16 protein-coding genes are annotated in these 17363 nt (G+C 47.7%); 9 read left to right on the forward strand and 7 right to left on the reverse strand.

The window, feature by feature from the left end; all coding sequences use genetic code 11:
• Positions 1-75 precede the first annotated feature (75 nt).
• On the forward strand, positions 76-1002 hold the full coding sequence (locus tag AOA63_RS12985) for a hypothetical protein (RefSeq protein WP_053960099.1): 927 nt from the start codon (positions 76-78) through the stop codon (positions 1000-1002).
• A gap of 93 nt (positions 1003-1095) precedes the next feature.
• Here AOA63_RS12985 and AOA63_RS12990 read toward each other — a convergent pair whose 3' ends face one another.
• Entirely contained in the window at positions 1096-1584 is a 489-nt protein-coding gene (locus AOA63_RS12990) for a hypothetical protein (protein ID WP_053960100.1), read from the reverse strand.
• Positions 1585-1689: 105 nt separating this feature from the next.
• On the opposite strand from AOA63_RS12990, the gene AOA63_RS12995 reads away from it, so the two are divergent.
• Both AOA63_RS12995 and AOA63_RS13000 read left to right on the forward strand, forming a co-directional pair.
• Positions 1690-2913: an MFS transporter gene (locus tag AOA63_RS12995; protein WP_053960101.1), complete on the forward strand. Its 1224-nt coding sequence runs from the start codon at positions 1690-1692 to the stop codon at positions 2911-2913.
• Positions 2914-3145: 232 nt separating this feature from the next.
• Complete coding sequence (locus tag AOA63_RS13000) at positions 3146-4120, forward strand: Gfo/Idh/MocA family protein (protein ID WP_053960102.1); 975 nt, start codon at positions 3146-3148, stop codon at positions 4118-4120.
• A 26-nt stretch (positions 4121-4146) separates the two neighbouring features.
• On the opposite strand, the gene AOA63_RS13005 is transcribed toward AOA63_RS13000, so the two are convergent.
• From AOA63_RS13005 to AOA63_RS13020, 4 genes are all read right to left on the reverse strand, one after another.
• Positions 4147-5058, reverse strand: a complete 912-nt coding sequence (locus AOA63_RS13005) for a glycosyltransferase family 2 protein (RefSeq protein WP_053960103.1) — start codon at positions 5056-5058, stop codon at positions 4147-4149.
• Positions 5059-5112: 54 nt separating this feature from the next.
• Entirely contained in the window at positions 5113-5724 is a 612-nt protein-coding gene (locus AOA63_RS13010) for a TetR/AcrR family transcriptional regulator (protein WP_053960104.1), read from the reverse strand.
• Positions 5725-5989: 265 nt separating this feature from the next.
• A complete protein-coding gene (locus AOA63_RS13015) occupies positions 5990-6880 on the reverse strand; it encodes a glycosyltransferase family 2 protein (RefSeq protein ID WP_053960105.1) in 891 nt (296 codons plus the stop codon).
• 225 nt (positions 6881-7105) lie between these two features.
• Complete coding sequence (locus tag AOA63_RS13020; RefSeq protein ID WP_053960106.1) at positions 7106-7549, reverse strand: MarR family winged helix-turn-helix transcriptional regulator; 444 nt, start codon at positions 7547-7549, stop codon at positions 7106-7108.
• A 258-nt stretch (positions 7550-7807) separates the two neighbouring features.
• On the opposite strand from AOA63_RS13020, the gene AOA63_RS13025 reads away from it, so the two are divergent.
• On the forward strand, positions 7808-9127 hold the full coding sequence (locus AOA63_RS13025) for a transglycosylase SLT domain-containing protein (RefSeq protein WP_053960107.1): 1320 nt from the start codon (positions 7808-7810) through the stop codon (positions 9125-9127).
• A gap of 27 nt (positions 9128-9154) precedes the next feature.
• Here the strand turns inward: AOA63_RS13025 and AOA63_RS13030 are convergent, their stop codons facing one another.
• Positions 9155-9685, reverse strand: a complete 531-nt coding sequence (locus AOA63_RS13030; RefSeq protein ID WP_053960108.1) for a hypothetical protein — start codon at positions 9683-9685, stop codon at positions 9155-9157.
• Between the two features lie 173 nt (positions 9686-9858).
• On the opposite strand from AOA63_RS13030, the gene ftsH reads away from it, so the two are divergent.
• On the forward strand, positions 9859-11661 hold the full coding sequence (gene ftsH, locus AOA63_RS13035; RefSeq protein WP_053960109.1) for an ATP-dependent zinc metalloprotease FtsH: 1803 nt from the start codon (positions 9859-9861) through the stop codon (positions 11659-11661).
• Positions 11662-11702: 41 nt separating this feature from the next.
• Here the strand turns inward: ftsH and AOA63_RS13040 are convergent, their stop codons facing one another.
• A complete protein-coding gene (locus AOA63_RS13040; RefSeq protein WP_053960110.1) occupies positions 11703-11963 on the reverse strand; it encodes a hypothetical protein in 261 nt (86 codons plus the stop codon).
• 304 nt (positions 11964-12267) lie between these two features.
• Between AOA63_RS13040 and AOA63_RS13045 the strand changes: the two genes are divergently transcribed.
• From AOA63_RS13045 to AOA63_RS13060, 4 genes are read left to right on the forward strand one after another with little or no spacing between them, the layout of a single operon-like run.
• On the forward strand, positions 12268-14169 hold the full coding sequence (locus tag AOA63_RS13045) for a polysaccharide biosynthesis protein (protein WP_053960111.1): 1902 nt from the start codon (positions 12268-12270) through the stop codon (positions 14167-14169).
• A complete protein-coding gene (locus AOA63_RS13050; protein ID WP_053960112.1) occupies positions 14153-15499 on the forward strand; it encodes a nucleotide sugar dehydrogenase in 1347 nt (448 codons plus the stop codon). Before AOA63_RS13045 ends, AOA63_RS13050 begins: the two co-directional genes overlap by 17 nt.
• Before the next feature lie 54 nt (positions 15500-15553).
• Positions 15554-16588, forward strand: a complete 1035-nt coding sequence (locus AOA63_RS13055; protein WP_053960113.1) for a Gfo/Idh/MocA family protein — start codon at positions 15554-15556, stop codon at positions 16586-16588.
• Positions 16585-17310 (forward strand): acyltransferase, encoded by a 726-nt coding sequence (locus AOA63_RS13060; protein WP_053960114.1) that lies wholly within the window; start codon positions 16585-16587, stop codon positions 17308-17310. The genes AOA63_RS13055 and AOA63_RS13060 overlap by 4 nt, the downstream gene beginning before the upstream one ends.
• The last annotated feature ends 53 nt before the right edge of the window (positions 17311-17363 follow it).

The following is a 17363-nucleotide window of genomic DNA, read 5'->3' on the forward strand; positions in this document are numbered from 1 at the left end:
CAAGCGAGTCTCGGGAGCCTGACGCCTTAGCCTTGGCATGATACAATAAAGGGGAGTTTCAAGGAGGGGGCCCCTATGAAGCAGGCCGGCTGGGGATTCTCTTCCGGAACATTTGGCGAACTTGTTCAAGGGGTTATTGATGAAACTCCGTTTTTGGTAACAATACCGATCCGGTGGGGAACCCGGGCCAAATTCATTCCGGGGGAGAATCAGGATGTTGTGGTGTATCCCAGACACCGTAAAAAAGCACAAATTGCTGCGACGTTAGCATGCCGTGCGTTGAAGAAACCAGGAGGAACATTAAGTATCTCCTCAGTAATTCCCATCGGTAAGGGTATGGCATCAAGTTCTGCGGATATCGTAGCATCTATTCGGGCAGTAGCCGCAGCTTATGGCCGGACATTATTACCATCGATGATTGCGCGGATAGCCGCACAAATTGAACCATCTGACGGTGTCATGTATCCACAGATGGTAGCGTTCGAGCCCGTTAAGGGGATCCTGTTAGAGAAATGGCCCAGGGCTCCTCATGCCGTGATTGTGGGTTTAATCGGGCATGGGCGGGTCAATACCGCACTGCATCATCAATCTCGTAAACCCTATTCGCCTGCTCAACAAGCTCGGCTTGCGCAAGCCTTGCGCATGGCCAGAGAAGCGGCTTATGCCCATGATGTTGGGGGACTCGGGCAAGCTGGCCTTATATCTGCAGAAGTGCAATGGGAGCGAAATCCTCATGACCAGATCCTTGCCCAGGTGATTGAACAAGCTCACCAACATGGATGGGGAGTGGTCACCGCACATAGCGGTACCGCACGAGGGTACTTATTTGCGCCACATGACTTCCGCAGTGGGGCCATTGCCCAGGCAGAACGTTTTTTACGCAGTTTACATAATGGTCCAGTTTTTCGATTTTGGACCTTAACCCGGTCTATGGCGACACAAGGACAATTTTCTGTAGCATTGGAAGACTCGCAAGGTCAGGAAGATCGTCATGAAGCCTAAAGGTAAAGATAAAAGCTCAAAGAGACGTGTGAAGGCCCGTTTGGGCCTTCGGTTCCATTAGATATGCTGTAGAATACGTTATCTTTTTTGCTGTTAGTGAAACGGAAAGCTCTTTGCATGTTCATCGAGATAGCTCAGGCTCAGGCTAAAGGCTAATAGGGCGAAAAGGAAGGTAAACGCCGTACTGAGGCCAAAACGTGTTGCAAACAGTCCTGGGGCCAGCATTAGACCGTTATTCACCAAAGGGCTAATGCGGTCGAATAAAGGTAGACCGAAAACCATTAATAATATCCATAGGGAGGTGCCAAATATCAGACCTTTTTGCAAGAAAGAGCCCTTAAGACGCCAGCCAATCCAATGTTGGTAAATATACGCTAAAACTGTTCCTAACATGATTTCTAAACCAAATCCCAAGATGGTGGCGAGTCGAAGATTTAATGTGAAAAGGCTACCATCCCACAAAGCCACGTTGAGCACGGGGGCTCCTATCATAGGAGCCGACGCGACCAGCGCTTCAAAAAGAATGGTGCCCAGTATGCCCATGATAACGGCTCGGTTGAGTTGATATGGCAGCTTAAGCATACTTTGTCCCTCCTGATACAGTCCTTTCTTGAAGGACAGCTCGAAAAAATGTACGCACTGCCAACCATGGTCATGTACGGTAATTTTCGCTAAGAAGGGAAACCGATGGAAAAACTCCTTGATGATACGCAGAGTTTTTTAGGCAAGGTGGAACCCAAATGGTATCTTCTTTGGGCTATGTTATCGCAAACCGGAATGACATTCGTGCAGCAAGGTGTCATTGTCCTAGGATTTTTCTTGGCGACAAAATACGCCTTAAATTTTCAACAAATTGGTTTTATTACGTCGGCTATGAGTTTGGGCGTAATGACCAGCATGGTGTTTATGGGCATTCTTGCCGATACGTGGGGTCCGAAACGGTTGTTGTTCCGCGCAACATGGGTCATGGCCTTATTGGCGTTGGGATTACGCTGGGTCCAAGGCTTTGTGCTAGTCTTGGTGTGCTTCTTTTTACTGGGAATGAGCTTGTCTGCTGTGCCGATGTCAGGCAGTAAAGCCATTTTCACCGCTTTTCAGGACCGCGACCGGGGAATGCCTATGGGCATTCGGCAAACCGGAGTGCCTTTAGGGGCTGCGCTAGCCGCAGTGATATTACCGGTTATCGTGATACATTTCGGATTATCTGCGGTGTATTTGTTATTTATGGCAGAACTTGTGTTATTCAATGGGATCTTTAGCGCAGTGATACCTAACATTAAATCATCGGTGCGGGAAACACCTAAGCACTCCTCTTCTTTTCGTCCATTGAAATGGCCTGCCATCGTTTCCTTTCTGATGGTGGCGGGGCAATATTTTTTGGTGACGTTCACCTTGGAGTATCTCCATGATGAGCGTCATCTGACCTTAGGGCAATCTGGTTGGGCTTTGGCCATGGCCCAAATTGGGGGAGGATTGGGCCGCATTCTTTTTGGTCGAATCAGTGACCGGTTAAAGGGGAACCGTCCACGGGTGATATCTTTCACTGGAATTTTAGGGAGTGGCATGATCGCAGTGATTTTGCTCTTACCGGCTCATGTTCCCTATTGGCTCATCGTGGGAGTTTGGTTTTTGACGGGAATGGGAACGATTGGATGGAATGCCTTGTCTTTGACCTGGGCAGCGGAATCTGTCGCCTCTCAGCAAGCGGGTTTTGCCATGGGACTCGTTGGCACGATCATATTTTTGGGTTCGGCTATTTTTCCGCCGCTACTAGGATCCTTAATTGACTGGACCAAACATTTCGCGGGAGCATGGGCGACATTGATGGCTATTTTACTGCTGGCCAGTGCCGTTGCTTGGCATGCGGGAAGACAAAATGGAACGCATTCTCAGGCCTCGAATATTTCTTGACGAGCTTGCCAATAAGGGCATAGGATGCTGCAAGATTTGCACGAATCTTTTAACCTAAGCGTTTTGTCTATAACTTAAGGCATTCCCACTGTGCAGAATGTCCTTCTAGGATGTTTTGATAGATGAAAATGCTGTAGAGCCAATAAGGCAGTAAAAAATAAAGATCACAGATCTCAGGGATACCAGAGATAATGATACAGCAGCTGGAGAAGGTAAAGGAGTGAATGGTTCAATGATTCGTTGGGGAATTCTTGGAACCGCTGAGATTGTAAAGAGTGCGTTTTTACCCGCGCTGCATGAAACTGGAAATGGCGTGGCATGGCATATTGGCAGTCGGGATTTAGCACGGGCAGAACAGTTTGCCAAGGACTATAATGTGACTCGTGCGAGTGGCAGTTACCAGGCTGTTTTAGATGACGATCAGGTAGATGCCATTTACATACCCTTACCCAATCACTTGCATTATGAATGGACATTAAAAGCTTTAGAAACGGGTAAAGCCATTTTATGCGAAAAACCGCTAACCGGGTCGCTAGCCCAAACCCAAGAGATTATCGAACGGGCACAACAGCGGCACGCTTTATTATGGGAGGCTTATGCATTTCAATTCCAGCCTCAGTGGCAACGAGTAGAAGAACTGATTCACCAAGGAGCGATTGGCGCTCCCCAAGAGATTCATGGAACCTTTAATACCGTGCTGGCACGACCGGATGATGTTCGGTGGGTAAAAACTTTTGACGGTGGTGCCTTCAATGATTTAGGTTGTTATCCTGTACACATTACCTCACTCCTATTGAAGAACACACCGAATCATATCATTGCCCAAGCCTTGATGAAGGGCGAAGTAGACGGCGCTATGTGGGGAATCTTGACCTATCCTGGTCAAATACAGCTGATGATGAATGTGTCCTTTTTCCGCCGTTATGACACGTTTACCCGTTTTGTTGGAACTGAAGGGGAAATACGGATTACGAAAATGTATCATCCCGGTGCACGCGACGCTATCGAATGGCGGCAAGGGAATCGGGTTATCTATGAATACCCGATGAAGGGACAATTGCCTTTTACAGATATGCTTTCCCACATTCATCAAGTCATTCGCCAAGAATGTCAACCGGTTCAATTGGTGGCAGACGTTGGCTTACCGACTGCACAAACCATGGAACGCGTGCGTCGTTCATGGCAAGAACTGTCCACTTTGGCATGAGCATTTAATGATCATGCCTTATCTTATTAACAGAGAAGACTGACCCGAGGGCCCGCATCCCGATCTCTTTTGGCTTGATGGTACCCTTGCCAAAAGGCCCGATGACGTTCGGAAAAATAACCGCGCTTTAGGCTGGCTTTAATTACCCGAGAGGCATAAAGTCTGGCGATCCAAAGAAATTGTTGGCCCATTGGGAGATTAAATAAGGCAAACCGCCAGTCATTGAGCATGATATCGGATTCGACAGCAATCGATTCGTCACGGGTACCTCCACTAGGTGCCGACAAGTGGTAAAGCCAGGCTTTGTGATTAAACCAAATCGCATAGCCGGCTTTTCTAATTCGAAAAGAAATATCGGTATCTTCACGAAACGCAGACCTGGTATAGCGTTCATCGAATCCACCGACATGCAGTAAGACCCTTTTGCGAAATGCCATGTTGCAGCCCCGGACACTATAGGCAGGAGCGGAAAAATCGGACCCGAAACCGGGTTCGCGCATTCCACAATATCCCATCCATCCGATGTGACGGTGAACCGCTAACGGCTGTTTTCCCGGTTCTAGGACTCTTCCGGCTGCGGCTCCCACATGGGGATTTTCTAAGAAAAGATTGACATGACAATGAAGAAATTGTTGGTCGGGAATTCGCACATCGTCATCAACAAAGATGATGAGATCTCCCCGGCTCTTGGTGATGCCCACATTACGGGCTCGGGTCAGACCAGGTTTTGGCGTTTGAATCCAGCGGATTGCGTGATTTTTATGCCATGTTTCCAGCAGGTCATGGACGTCACGACTATGGTATGGATCTTGATCAATGACCAAGATTTCAAAAGATGGATAATCTAAATGAAGTAAATCGGTGATGGTGTTAATCAAACTGTCATCCCGGTGATAGGTTGCAATAATTATCGATACAAAAGGCAAGGATTCCATCATCCTGGTTTCACACCTTACTATTTAATAGGGAATGGGCGTTTTCAAAAAAATCTTTCACGGTGATGGAAGTTCTGGCAGAGGGGTTAATAGAGCGAGGAGATTGTGCGTGACATCATGGGCCGACCATGGCAGGATGCCTTCGACATGCCACCGCGTGACTAAAGCAAACAAGAGGCCAAGGCAGGTTTGTCCTAAAAATTCTGCAGGCAAATCGTGGCGAAAATGCCCAGCATCTTGTCCTTCTTTGATAATATGGGTCATTTGTCCACTCATCACGGTCGTTAACTGCTCATGTAATAACGCCCGAACTTCGGTATGCCTATCGGTATGTGCGAGCATTTGAAACAGTATCGCACGATTGAGAGGGTCGTGATAAACAGAAAAATATTTCTCGACTACGGCTGCAATGGCTTGTGGTGAAGTGACCGTATCCGAATGGGGCGATCTTGTCGTTAAGACCTCTTGCACTTGCCCTAAAGGAGATGCACTTTTGATGACTTCTAAAAAAAGGCTCTCTTTATCCTTGAAATACCAAAAAATAAGGCTTGTGGTTGAGATCCCGGCTGCCGACGCAATTTCCTTAATGGATGCTTGAAATCCCTTCTGGGCAAATACCCTTTGGGCACCTTTTAGGATTTGGGCTTTAGTGTGCAGATCTTTGGCCACGGTTGACAATAACCCTCCCTACTGAGATTTGTCACGCGAATGTCATATACAATCACGTTGATTGTCTTAATTATCCGCTCGTTCTGGTCGTGATCTAACCCCATGTCATTGATCGTTCCGACGCAATAATAGGTTACTCGGGCATTATACCAAAGCTCGTACCCCAGATTGTTGTGGTTAAGATAATCCTTTATGGTACGATGCACTGCATGACCGTGTTTCAATGATGTGAGTTTTCCAAGCATCTCGTCTCCGGCTAATCTGCTTAAACAATGTGATTTTTCCGGTGACGTCGGCGGAATTGTCGAGCTGCATTGACGGCAATTGGATCTCGAACAAGATAATGTAAGCCCTTTACGAAGTCATGAAGGTTTTTTGATCGTAATCCCTGCACAATATGATCCCAGCCGATGCGCCCTTTATAGAGGCGTTGATCCCATGTTGTCAGTTGTAAACGGGGGAACCAGTGTTCAACGATGTATTCTTCGCTTTGGGCCATAATATCTTTGCGGTGATGGGCTCCGTCGGCATGATCATAATAATCGAGAAGTACTTCATGGGTATAAGCGGCTTGATAGCCTTGGGATAATATGGATAACCACAAAAGCCAATCATCTGCGACGGGGTAAGGAAGGAAAGGAAGGTCTATGTTCCAATTTAATTTTTCTAATGCATCGCGGCGGATCAAGACTTGACTCGGTGAAATCAGCTGATTAGCCACCTTTAAGTCGGCGAACAACAAATTGGGCCGGCGATCGCGGTATAGAACATAGTTACCGTGGGTATTAAAGATGCGCGCATTACAGGCAGCAAATCCCAAGGTCTCATCTTGCATGAGGATAGCCGCGAGATGAGACAAAAATTTTGGATGCCATGCATCATCCTGGTCCAAGAACGCACAAAATTCTGTGGTATTTGGAAGTTGAGAGAATCCAACCCAGCGTGCATAAAATACGCCGTGATTTTCCGGTAATTTCACATAGTGAACAGGATAGGCGGCAATAAGGTTTTCTACATTTTCTGGTTCCGGGGTACCATCTTCAATAACAAAGACAGTTAAATGGCCCGAAACTCCATCTTGCGCAAAGACGCTGTCTAATGCCCGCTGGATGAATGACCGGCCAAAATAGACAGGAATAACGATGCCAAAATTCATGAATTCACTCCATAACTGGTTTTCCAGGGTAATTCCTGGGCAGTAGGGAGAGATGGCTCTATGGGCTGCACCGTTATAATGTAAGACGCTTGGATGTTGGTGCACCAAACTCTCCACTTTAGGAAGGTAACTGAGCTTTTAACAGATAAAATGGAGGCCCAGTCAATCGTCTTATCTTCCCCCTGACATTAGCTGGCAATATTATTTGTCTGTTGATAGGATGCGTCAATCTCGCTGCAGATTTTGTGTATCCGAAACGTGCTGTAAAAATCGTTGTAAGGCCCGGGTGAATTCGACACGTTCCTCAGGATTCATCCGTTTTATTCCTATTGCTGCGGGACTATCTAAGAAAAAGTCCAGGTGGGAAAGCATGTCTTCAGCTTCCCTAGTTAACGTCAAAACAATCCGGCGCCGATCGTGTTTGTCATTTTGTCTTTTGACCCAATTTTCTGTTTCCAAACGTTCGATCATGCGGGTAAGTGACGTGGCTCGAATTCCTAAGGACTTGGCTAATTCTCCGGCTGTTTGTTCACCGGAGCGTAATTGAAACAAACAACGGATTTGCGCTAAACTCAGTCCATATTCGGTGCGCAGTTCATTTAATAGGGGTTCTGCGGTTAGTACAGCATCAAAAAACGCACGTAAAGCGGCTTTTACATCGTCTTCCACGGTCTAGTCTCCTTAGCGTTATCACTCGTCATTTCGACCCAAGGCCGAGTATTCTCTTTGTCCTATTATGTTTTGACAAAATCCGACGGCAATACCAGAAAAACCTGGAATATCATCGATATCCTAGCAGTTTAGCAGGAAAAAGAGCATGTATCGCGAATATATTATGGCAGTGTGGCAGTGCGCAAGAAAGAATTTAGGCAGGATTCGATTTTTTTCTGCGGACTGCCGATAGAAGAAGGAGGGGTTTTTGGACGCATGCGAGGCAAAATCGCCTTGGCGCTGACAGGAGCTAGTCTTCTTGTATTCGCTGGACCGGTCGTGATGACCTACGGGGCTTCGCTCCAACAGTTGCAACAAGAAGAAGCCCAAGCACAGGCTCAGCTAGCGGCGGAACAGAGTCAGTACCAACAAACCCAAGCTGCTATCGATCAGGCGCAGCAAAAGATTAGTTCTCTTAATCAAAAATTGGCGCAAGATCAAGCGATGGTCGGATCCGCCAATCAACAAATTGCCTCAACCCAGGCGCGGATGCAGCAAACCCAAGCCTTATTAAGTAGTACCGAGGCACAACTGAATGCAACGCAAAACGAGTTGAATGCTACAGAGGCCAATTATCAAAAAACTGAGGCCTTAATTCAACAAACGCAAGCGAGTTTAATTCAGGAAAGCAAACTGTTAAATGGGCAATTACAGTTAATCGAAGAGCGCGGATCCATCGGATACTTGGATGTTCTATTAGGTGCCCATTCCTTTACCGATTTTGTCAGTCGTCTGTCTTTATTGGGCCAGATTGCGGGACAAGCGGCTGCAGAGGTTAATGTGATTAAAGAAGAAGAAGCGCAAGAAGCCAAAGAAAAAGCTAGCTTAAAAGCGGAGGCGACATTGCTTTCGGAAACGCGTGCTTCGCTGGCAGCGCACCAAGCCTTATTACAACAAGAACAAAACATGTTGGCGCAAGAAGAAAGCCAGGCCATTGCTCTACATAATCAAGCCATCAGTGCCGCTCAAAATGCCGCAAGCACATTGGCTCAACAAAAACAAGTCGAAGCAACATTAAAAAATCAGCAGGCCCAGATCCAACAAAATATGGCGCAATTGGGTTCAAAAATTAACCAAATTGCTTCGCAAATCCAATCATTGTTAGGGCAATTTTCTCAAGGTACCTTATCCCGAAGAGCTTTATACAACGCCATGTTGCCCCTCGTTACTCCCATTGCTGAACAAGATAATCTACCTCCCGCCTTAGTGATTGCAGTAATTACGGAAGAATCGGGCGGTAATGCGCATGCCGTGAGTGTTACCGGAGCTATCGGTCTGATGCAGTTGGAGCCTGGAACTGCAGAAGTTCTAGGAATTCCTCCCAGTGAACTCTATAATCCCCAACAAAATCTGATAGCAGGATGCTTATATCTCCGTGATATGTTAAATATGTTTGGAGGTAACTTATCTTTAGCCTTATCAGCGTATAATGCCGGTCCTGGTGCCGTTCAAGCGTATGGGGATCAAGTCGTTCCAGCTACTCAAGGTTACGTTGCCAATGTGGAAGCGTTATATGCTTTGTATAGCCAGTGGTAATGACCAGTGATCGCAAAAATCCCGCAGCTAGCGGGATTTTTCCATGTCTGGATTGGGCTGCTGTGATGCCTGATGGCGCCTCCATATCAGGATGGCTAAAATGATCCCCATGATGAAGGCCCACCAGGGATTTCCCCAAAACGCGGCAATCATGCCTACGCCAGCAATTACGGAAATCCACGAACTGGGCCGGGAATGTCTGGGGTCCATCGCCACAATAAAGAGAGCAAGCACGAATAGAGAGGCTGGTATTCTGTAAAATAAACTACTAGCATGGGGTCCCAAATGGGTAGAAAAAATGATGGTGTCGACGGTAATGTAAAGGCCAGAGAATGCCGCCATTAACCATGGCAACCACGATTTCTGACGAAAAATTCGTCCAAGGATGAGATATAACACGGCCACACTCAACGGGGGCAGCCATACCCCCCAGGCCGCAGGCCATGAACGGAAAAACGGAAAGATGGGCACCATGGGAGAAAGGTAAGGACGGACAAGAGCAGATTCCAGCCACAAAGCGGCCAGAAGAAGCCAAGGGAGACGTTGTTTCCAAAACACTATCGTTTCTCCTTTCACCAAATTTTGGTATGAGTATGCCCGTTTTAGAGCAAAACTAGCCCGAGAGCTAGAACCTATAGCGCAATCTTGACGAAAAGTGCTATTGTAATGTATCAGGCAAAAATTTTTTATTTTTATTTACGGAGCATTAGCTTCACAGCGGAGGGGATCCGATGCAAAACCGGTGGTTTCGAGGCGTCATCACAATAGTCCTGGTGGTGCTCTTTATTTCGACATTGATGGACATCCTCAATGCCCGCACAGCACAAGTTCAGGAACTTCCTTACAGTTCGCTGATCACAGCGAGCCTCAAACATCAGGTGACTAGCGCCGATGTCAATCCATCTCAACATGTGGTGAGTTGGACTAACAAACAGGGTCAGCATTATCAGACTGTATATGCGCCAGGCGAAACGAATACATTAAGTGCGCAGCTTAATAAGGAAGGCGCTAATGTCACGGTAGAAAAGCCTTCCAGTTCCTTTGTATGGATTGGTCTCATTGGGGACTTTTTGCCCGTGTTGATTGTGATCGGTTTTGTGTTTTTCTTCTTTAGACAAAGTCAAGGCGGCAACCGTATGATGTCTTTCGGTAAGAGCCAGGCGCGTTTACAGGCAGATAACTTACCGAAGGTGACATTTGCCGATGTTGCGGGGGTCGATGAGGAGAAACAAGAACTCGAAGAAATTGTGGATTTCTTAAAAAATCCCAAACGGTACTTAGATATGGGGGCAAGAATTCCCAAGGGAGTTTTATTATTTGGTCCTCCTGGTACCGGAAAAACTCTTTTAGCGCGAGCAGTCGCCGGCGAAGCCGGGGTTCCCTTTTTCTCGGAAAGTGGTTCGGGATTTGTAGAGATGTTTGTGGGTGTAGGAGCGTCCCGGGTTCGCGATCTCTTCGAGCAAGCAAAAAAGAATGCACCATGTATTCTTTTTATCGATGAATTAGACGCTGTGGGTCGGATGCGGGGAGCTGGTTATGGCGGCGGCAATGATGAGCGTGAGCAAACCTTAAACCAATTACTTGTGGAAATGGATGGATTTGGTGTCAATGAGGGTGTTATTGTTATGGCCGCGACCAACCGCCCTGACGTCTTAGATCCGGCATTATTGCGTCCGGGACGTTTTGACCGTCAAATTATGGTGCCCCGACCTGATCAAGCAGGACGAAGAAAGATTTTGGAAGTGCACGTGGCCAATAAACCTCTTGACGCGGATGTTGATCTCGACGTGATTGCCCGTAGGACGCCTGGATTTACCGGAGCGGATCTGGCCAATTTAGCGAATGAAGCGGCCCTTCTCGCTGCGCGGGAACGGCGGAAAAAGATCACCATGAAGAATTTTGAAGAAGCCGCAGAACGCGTTATGGCTGGGCCTCAAAAGAAAACACGGGTATTATCGGCATTTGAGAAGCGTGTCGTCGCTTTCCACGAAGGCGGACACACGTTGGTCGGGATGTTGGTTCCCCATGGGGACCCAGTAAACAAAGTGACAATCATTCCGCGTGGCATGGCTATGGGCTATACGATGCCCTTACCCGAAGAGGATCGCTATCTTGTAACCAAAGAACAAATTCTGGATAAAGTGGCGATGTCACTAGGGGGAAGAGCGGCTGAGCAAATCGTTTTTGGTGAAATTTCCACGGGCGCCTCGGATGATTTAGAGAAATCGACCAAAATGGTTAAACAGATGATTACCGAATATGGTATGTCTGAGGAACTAGGGCCGATGACGTATGGAACCCGCCAAGATCAAGTGTTTTTGGGCCGCGATTTAGTCCGCCAACGGAATTATTCCGAAGAGGTGGCTTCAAAAATTGACCAAGCCGTGCGTCACATTATTTTGCAGCAATACGAGCGGGCCAAAAATATTTTGTTACAACATCGGGCCACATTGAACCGGATTGCCATTGAGCTGATTGAACGGGAAACCTTAGATGCTAAGGATCTTCAAGAAATCTTGCGTGCTACGACATAAGGCTCGCATAAAGGGACGCAGACGGACTGCGTCCCTTTGCATTATTTGGGCCAGACCAGTTCTAAGTTGTGGCGTGTGATTAACCGGTCGCCCTCCTCACTATTAGGTACAGGCATGCGCTTGACTGCCCGCCGCGCAATCAAGTCAAGGATAAGCTCCGGAGGACGGGGATCCTCCTGCATAATCAAGTTCAGTACTTCACGATCAATTTGTACCCGGTGTTGTGTTCTGGGTTGTTTGTCATCAGGTACAGGCACGCTCAGCCATTGTGATCCTTGAGACTTATCAACTCTTAATGCCACATAAATCCCCCATCCGGAATATCCTGCTGCCAGTCCTATTCGGGACGAGCAACAAAACCGCCATGATTTTGTATTCCATCTCTATATTAAACGCCAAACACCTTGCCCGCGTTACTATAGAGAACGAAAATGATTTTGTCTAGTAAATAACGTCGAATATTGCTCATCCTATTTCACCAATGAATGAAGTAGGGTAGACCCAAGGGATACCATCGTCGGATAATCGGGAAACATGGTATAATGCTGGCGCTTGGAGGTCTTGTCCGAAGCTACCGGACGCTGGCGAATGAAAGAGGGGAATAGATTGAAAAGACGGTTACGTCTTTATTTAAAAATAGCCTTCGCGATGTTGATTGATGCCATTATGATCAATGCATCGGTCTATATGGCCCTATACCTTCGTTTTGACGTCCCTTATATTCCTGCGCAATATTTACACCCTTATCAACATATTGCTATCTATTTCACATTAACAACAATACTTTTGATGTGGTTTACCCGGGTTTATCACCGGATGTGGCAATATGCGGGACCGCGGGACGCCCAAGTGCTAATCGGGTCCATTTTAGGAAGCACGGTCTTTTTGGATGGCTATTTATTGCTCGATGGCGTGGCGCATTATCCTCGCGGGGTTTACCTTTTGTATGTTTTGTTCGCGTTAGCATTGGTAGGCGGATGGCGTTTTCTCATTCGTTCCTATTATGATTTTACCTGGGTGCCGCGGAGCAAGGCCGCTCCTAGAGTGCTCATTGTGGGGGCGGGGAAAGCGGGCCAACTAGTTGCTCAAGAACTCAGCCGCCATCCGGAAGTCGGTATTGCTGTCGGATTCTTAGATGATGATGTAGCCAAGCACGGCATGCAAATTGGCTCATTAAAAGTATTAGGCACAACGAAAACTTTAGCGCACGTTATTCATGATTATCACGTGGATCAAGTCTTGTTTGCGATTCCTTCGGCATCAGGTAAAATTTTACGGCCCTTGGTTGATCAATGCCGAGACCTCAATGTGAAAGCCAGGATGCTGCCTGCCTTAAATCAAATGATTGGTGGGCAAGTGCTCGTCAATCAAATTCGTGACGTGCAAATCGAAGACTTGTTACAACGAGAACCAGCGATTGTGGACTTAGGGGAAATTGCGAGCTATTTAACTAATAAGACGGTCATGGTGACGGGAGCCGGCGGAACTATTGGTTCGGAATTATGTCGGCAGGTCGCGCAATTTACCCCACGTGCACTGGTGTTGTTGGGACTTGATGAAACCTCTATATTTGATATTGAACAAGAAATGCGCAATAAATTTCCAAATTTGCCCATAATCCCCGTAGTTGCGGATCTTCGCGACCAAGGGCGTATGCAGCAAGTCATGCAACAGACCCGGCCTCAGGTCGTTTTTCATGCCGCTGCTCATAAACATGTTCCCTTAATGGAAATTCAACCGCCAGAGGCCATCCGCAACAATGTGGAAGGATTGTGGGGATTTTTAGATATTTGTCAAAAAATGCATGTCGAGCGATTTGTCTTCATATCTACCGACAAAGCTGTGAATCCGACCAGCGTTTATGGTACGACGAAACGAATTGGAGAAATTCTGGGTAGTTTTTATGCCAAGCGTTACGGGATGCGTTTCGTAACCGTGCGCTTTGGCAATGTGCTAGGTTCAAGGGGCAGTGTCTTACCAACCTTTCAGAGACAAATAGCCCAAGGAGGGCCCTTGACGATTACGCATCCTGATATGGTGCGATATTTTATGACGGTCGCAGAAGCCTGCCAATTGGTCATTCAGGCCGGAGCCATGGGGGAAGGCGGCGATACATTTGTTTTGGATATGGGGGAGCCCTTACGGATTATGGACCTGGCCACAAATCTCATCCGCCTCTCCGGATTACGCCCAGGCATTGATATTGACATTGTCTTCACCGGGTTAAGACCAGGGGAAAAACTCTACGAAGAACTATTAACCCCCGAAGATCAAACGAAAGCGACCAAAAATTCGCGAATTTTTATCCATGTTGGGGAGACACCAGATCCTGAACGGGTCTTGCCCTTGCTCAGCGAATTGGTGGAAGCAGGGCGTTTAGCTGATGAACCGCGCATTAGGAAATTATTAAAGGAGATTGTTCCCGAATATCAACCCCAATCCGACAATGTGTATTCGCTTACAACGCCGGAATTGCTGACCACAGGAGGACATGCTCGTGCTCACTAATCATCCGACTACGACCTATTACGATCGCTTAATGGACCGCCTAACGAACCGCACCGCATTAATTGGGGTGGTGGGACTTGGTTATGTTGGGTTACCTCTGGCAGTGGAACATGCGTTAGCCGGATTTTCGGTCATCGGCTTAGATGATAATCTGAGCAAAGTCGAGCGGGTAAATCGGGGCGAAAACTATATTCCGGATGTGGATAGTCAGACATTAAAGGCATTAACCCGGGACAAACGGCTGAAAGCGACGGGGGATTACCAGGATTTAACGGAAGCTGATGTCATTATCATTTGTGTCCCCACTCCTCTAACCACCAATAAAGAACCGGACTTGTCCTATATTTTGGCCGTGGCTGACAAGGTGCGAAAAATTATGCGTCCTGGCCAGTTAATTGCGCTCGAAAGCACTACCTATCCTGGCACCACTGAGGAAGTGCTTCAACCAATCCTCGAAACCAGTGGCCTAAGAATCGGGGAAGAATTTTTCTTGGCTTTTTCTCCTGAGCGAGTGAATCCCGGCGATCCGGTTTACAAAACGCGCAATACCCCGAAATTAGTCGGAGGGGTTACCGACAAGTGCCGGAAAGTGGCCACAGCCCTCTATCAACAGTCTATTACCCAGGTCATTCCGGTGTCTTCCCCGCGGGTTGCGGAACTCTCAAAAGTCTTTGAAAATACGTACAGGGCTGTCAACATTGCTTTGGTAAATGAGCTGGCGTTATTGTGTGACCGAATGCAGCTTGATGTCTGGGAAGTGTTGGAAGCTGCCGGAACCAAACCTTTTGGCATCCAAATTTTTCAACCAGGTCCTGGGGTGGGAGGGCACTGCATTCCACTTGATCCCTTTTATCTGAGTTGGAAAGCGCGCGAATATGATTTTCCGACGCGGTTTATTGAATTGGCGGGCGAAATAAATCTGCGCATGCCATATTTTGTCGTCGACAAAGTGACGCGGGCGATGAATACGCGCAAAAAAGCGATTAATGGATCCCGAATTTTGTTATTAGGTATTGCCTACAAGAAGGATATCAATGACGAACGAGAATCGCCGGCCTTAAAAGTTTTCGAATTATTGGAGCAGCAAGGGGCGCATGTGGAATTTCATGATCCCTATGTGCCGGTTGTAAAACCCCACACGTTTTTCTCACGTCAAATTCGGTCTGTGGAATTGAGCCAAGAGCTATTGGAATCCCAAGACTGTGTGGTGATAACAACGGATCATTCATGCATTGATTATGAATGGGTGGTTAATCACAGCGCCTTGGTTGTGGATTCGCGCAACGCGACCAAGAAGCTCGGCGGGCGGGATAATATTGTCCGGTTGTAAGCGCATCTTGCCTGGAGCCTTATGATTCGGGAAAAGGAAGGATGACAATTATTTATGGCAATACGAGCGGCGTTGATAGGGTGTGGCAAGATTGGACAACGTCATCTGCAAGCCCTTGTCCATCAAGACGCTATTGATTTAGTGGCCACGGTGGATGTCAACTTGGAACGGGCGGAAGCGGCTGCGGTGGCTTTTGACGCTATGGCCTTTGATCAAACCGATGTGATGTTAGATAAGGTGGACATTGATGCGGCAATTATTGCGACACCTTCTGGTCTTCACCGTGAACTCGCTTTTCGGGTACTGGAACGGGGAAAGCATGTGATGGTGGAAAAGCCCCTTGCCCTCTCCTATCACGATGCGAAGGCCATTGTCGATTTCGCTAAACACCAGGGCGTGGTCGCCGTTGTTACGCAATTTAACCGGATGTTGCCCGCGATTCAGCAATTGTTTCAGGCTCATCAAGATGGCCGGTTGGGGCGTATTGTCAATGGGGGTGTGGCTGTGAGATGGGCCAGACCCCAGTCTTACTATGATGAAGCTCCGTGGCGGGGCACTTATGCGATGGATGGGGGCGTCTTGTTTAACCAGGCCATTCATGCCATTGATGTGTTATTGCAATTGATGGGCCCTGTGAACGAAGTTTTTGCTTATACGGCGACCTTGACTCACCAGATTGAAGCAGAAGATAGCGTGTCGGGGACGATACGTTTTCATTCGGGAGCTTTAGCCTCCTTGGCTGCGACCACATGTGTGCCCAAAACGAATTTAGAAGAACGATTAACTATTGTGGGGGAAAATGGTGTGGTGGTAATTGGCCCCACGGTCAATCAGATTCATACCTGGCGCGTGGGCAATGATAACGAACAAGAGGTGCGCCAAGCCATCTTGGATTTGCCTGCACGTCCTAGCTGGCAGAGTCATCATGATGCGTTGAAGGACTTTGCAGACGCCATAGAAAATGGAGTGACACCCCGTCTCGATGCGGCGACGGCACTGTGTGATATTGCCGTAATTGAGGCCCTTATGCTCTCGGGACGGGAAGGACGTATTGTTCGCATGTCAGAAATCACAGGGGAACACGCATGAAACCCATTGAACAAGGAATGCACTGTGTGATTGCAGAAGATGTTGAAATAGGGCGGAATGTGATTTTGGGTCATCACGTCATTATTCATCCCCACGTGATTATTGAAGATAATGTGGTGATTGGCGATGGAACGATTTTAGGAAAGACACCATCAAAGAGTAAAACGAGTACGCTGAAAACGGGGAATTTAATGCCCCTTAAGATTGGTCAAGGTACAACCTTGGGCGCGCAAGTCATTCTTTACCAGGGTAGCACTATTGGTCCGGAGTGTTTTATTGCCGACCAAGCTGTTGTGCGGGAACGCTGCCAACTGGGAACGCGCGTGGTTATTGGCCAGCGCAGCACGGTAGAGAATGATTGCCAAATCGGGGATTATACCAAATTGCAAACCGCAGTCTATTTGACGGCGACGACCATCGTTGAAGACCATGTATTTATTGCCCCTATGGTGACCACCACGAATGATCCCTATGTCGCACGAACAGAAGCCCGCCATGCGGCCATGCAGGGACCTATTATTCACCGTGGGGCCCGAATCGGCGGCGGAGCGGTCTTGTTGCCCGGGGTTCATATCGGTCAAGAAGCCTTGGTGGCAGCGGGAGCTGTAGTGACCCGGGATGTCCCAGCCTATCGTTTAGTGATGGGGGTTCCTGCGCGTGTAGTAAGACAAGTTCCAGAAGAACAATGGCTATTCTTACCCGATGGGCAACCAATGGAATGAGGATTACAGAATCACTCGATGATATTCAGGGAACGAAGGGAACGAAGGGAATG

Origin of the sequence: Sulfobacillus thermosulfidooxidans (assembly GCF_001280565.1) — a bacterium.
Lineage (GTDB): Bacteria > Bacillota > Sulfobacillia > Sulfobacillales > Sulfobacillaceae > Sulfobacillus > Sulfobacillus thermosulfidooxidans_A.

What these genes read in the sequence shown, in the direction of transcription:
- AOA63_RS12985 (WP_053960099.1), top strand. Translation starts at nt 76, where the DNA reads ATGAAGCAGGCCGGCTGGGGATTCTCTTCCGGAACATTTGGCGAACTT.
- AOA63_RS12990 (WP_053960100.1), bottom strand. Translation starts at nt 1,584, where the DNA reads ATGCTTAAGCTGCCATATCAACTCAACCGAGCCGTTATCATGGGCATA.
- AOA63_RS12995 (WP_053960101.1), top strand. Translation starts at nt 1,690, where the DNA reads ATGGAAAAACTCCTTGATGATACGCAGAGTTTTTTAGGCAAGGTGGAA.
- AOA63_RS13000 (WP_053960102.1), top strand. Translation starts at nt 3,146, where the DNA reads ATGATTCGTTGGGGAATTCTTGGAACCGCTGAGATTGTAAAGAGTGCG.
- AOA63_RS13005 (WP_053960103.1), bottom strand. Translation starts at nt 5,058, where the DNA reads ATGATGGAATCCTTGCCTTTTGTATCGATAATTATTGCAACCTATCAC.
- AOA63_RS13015 (WP_053960105.1), bottom strand. Translation starts at nt 6,880, where the DNA reads ATGAATTTTGGCATCGTTATTCCTGTCTATTTTGGCCGGTCATTCATC.
- AOA63_RS13025 (WP_053960107.1), top strand. Translation starts at nt 7,808, where the DNA reads ATGCGAGGCAAAATCGCCTTGGCGCTGACAGGAGCTAGTCTTCTTGTA.
- ftsH (WP_053960109.1), top strand. Translation starts at nt 9,859, where the DNA reads ATGCAAAACCGGTGGTTTCGAGGCGTCATCACAATAGTCCTGGTGGTG.
- AOA63_RS13050 (WP_053960112.1), top strand. Translation starts at nt 14,153, where the DNA reads ATGCTCGTGCTCACTAATCATCCGACTACGACCTATTACGATCGCTTA.
- AOA63_RS13055 (WP_053960113.1), top strand. Translation starts at nt 15,554, where the DNA reads ATGGCAATACGAGCGGCGTTGATAGGGTGTGGCAAGATTGGACAACGT.
- AOA63_RS13060 (WP_053960114.1), top strand. Translation starts at nt 16,585, where the DNA reads ATGAAACCCATTGAACAAGGAATGCACTGTGTGATTGCAGAAGATGTT.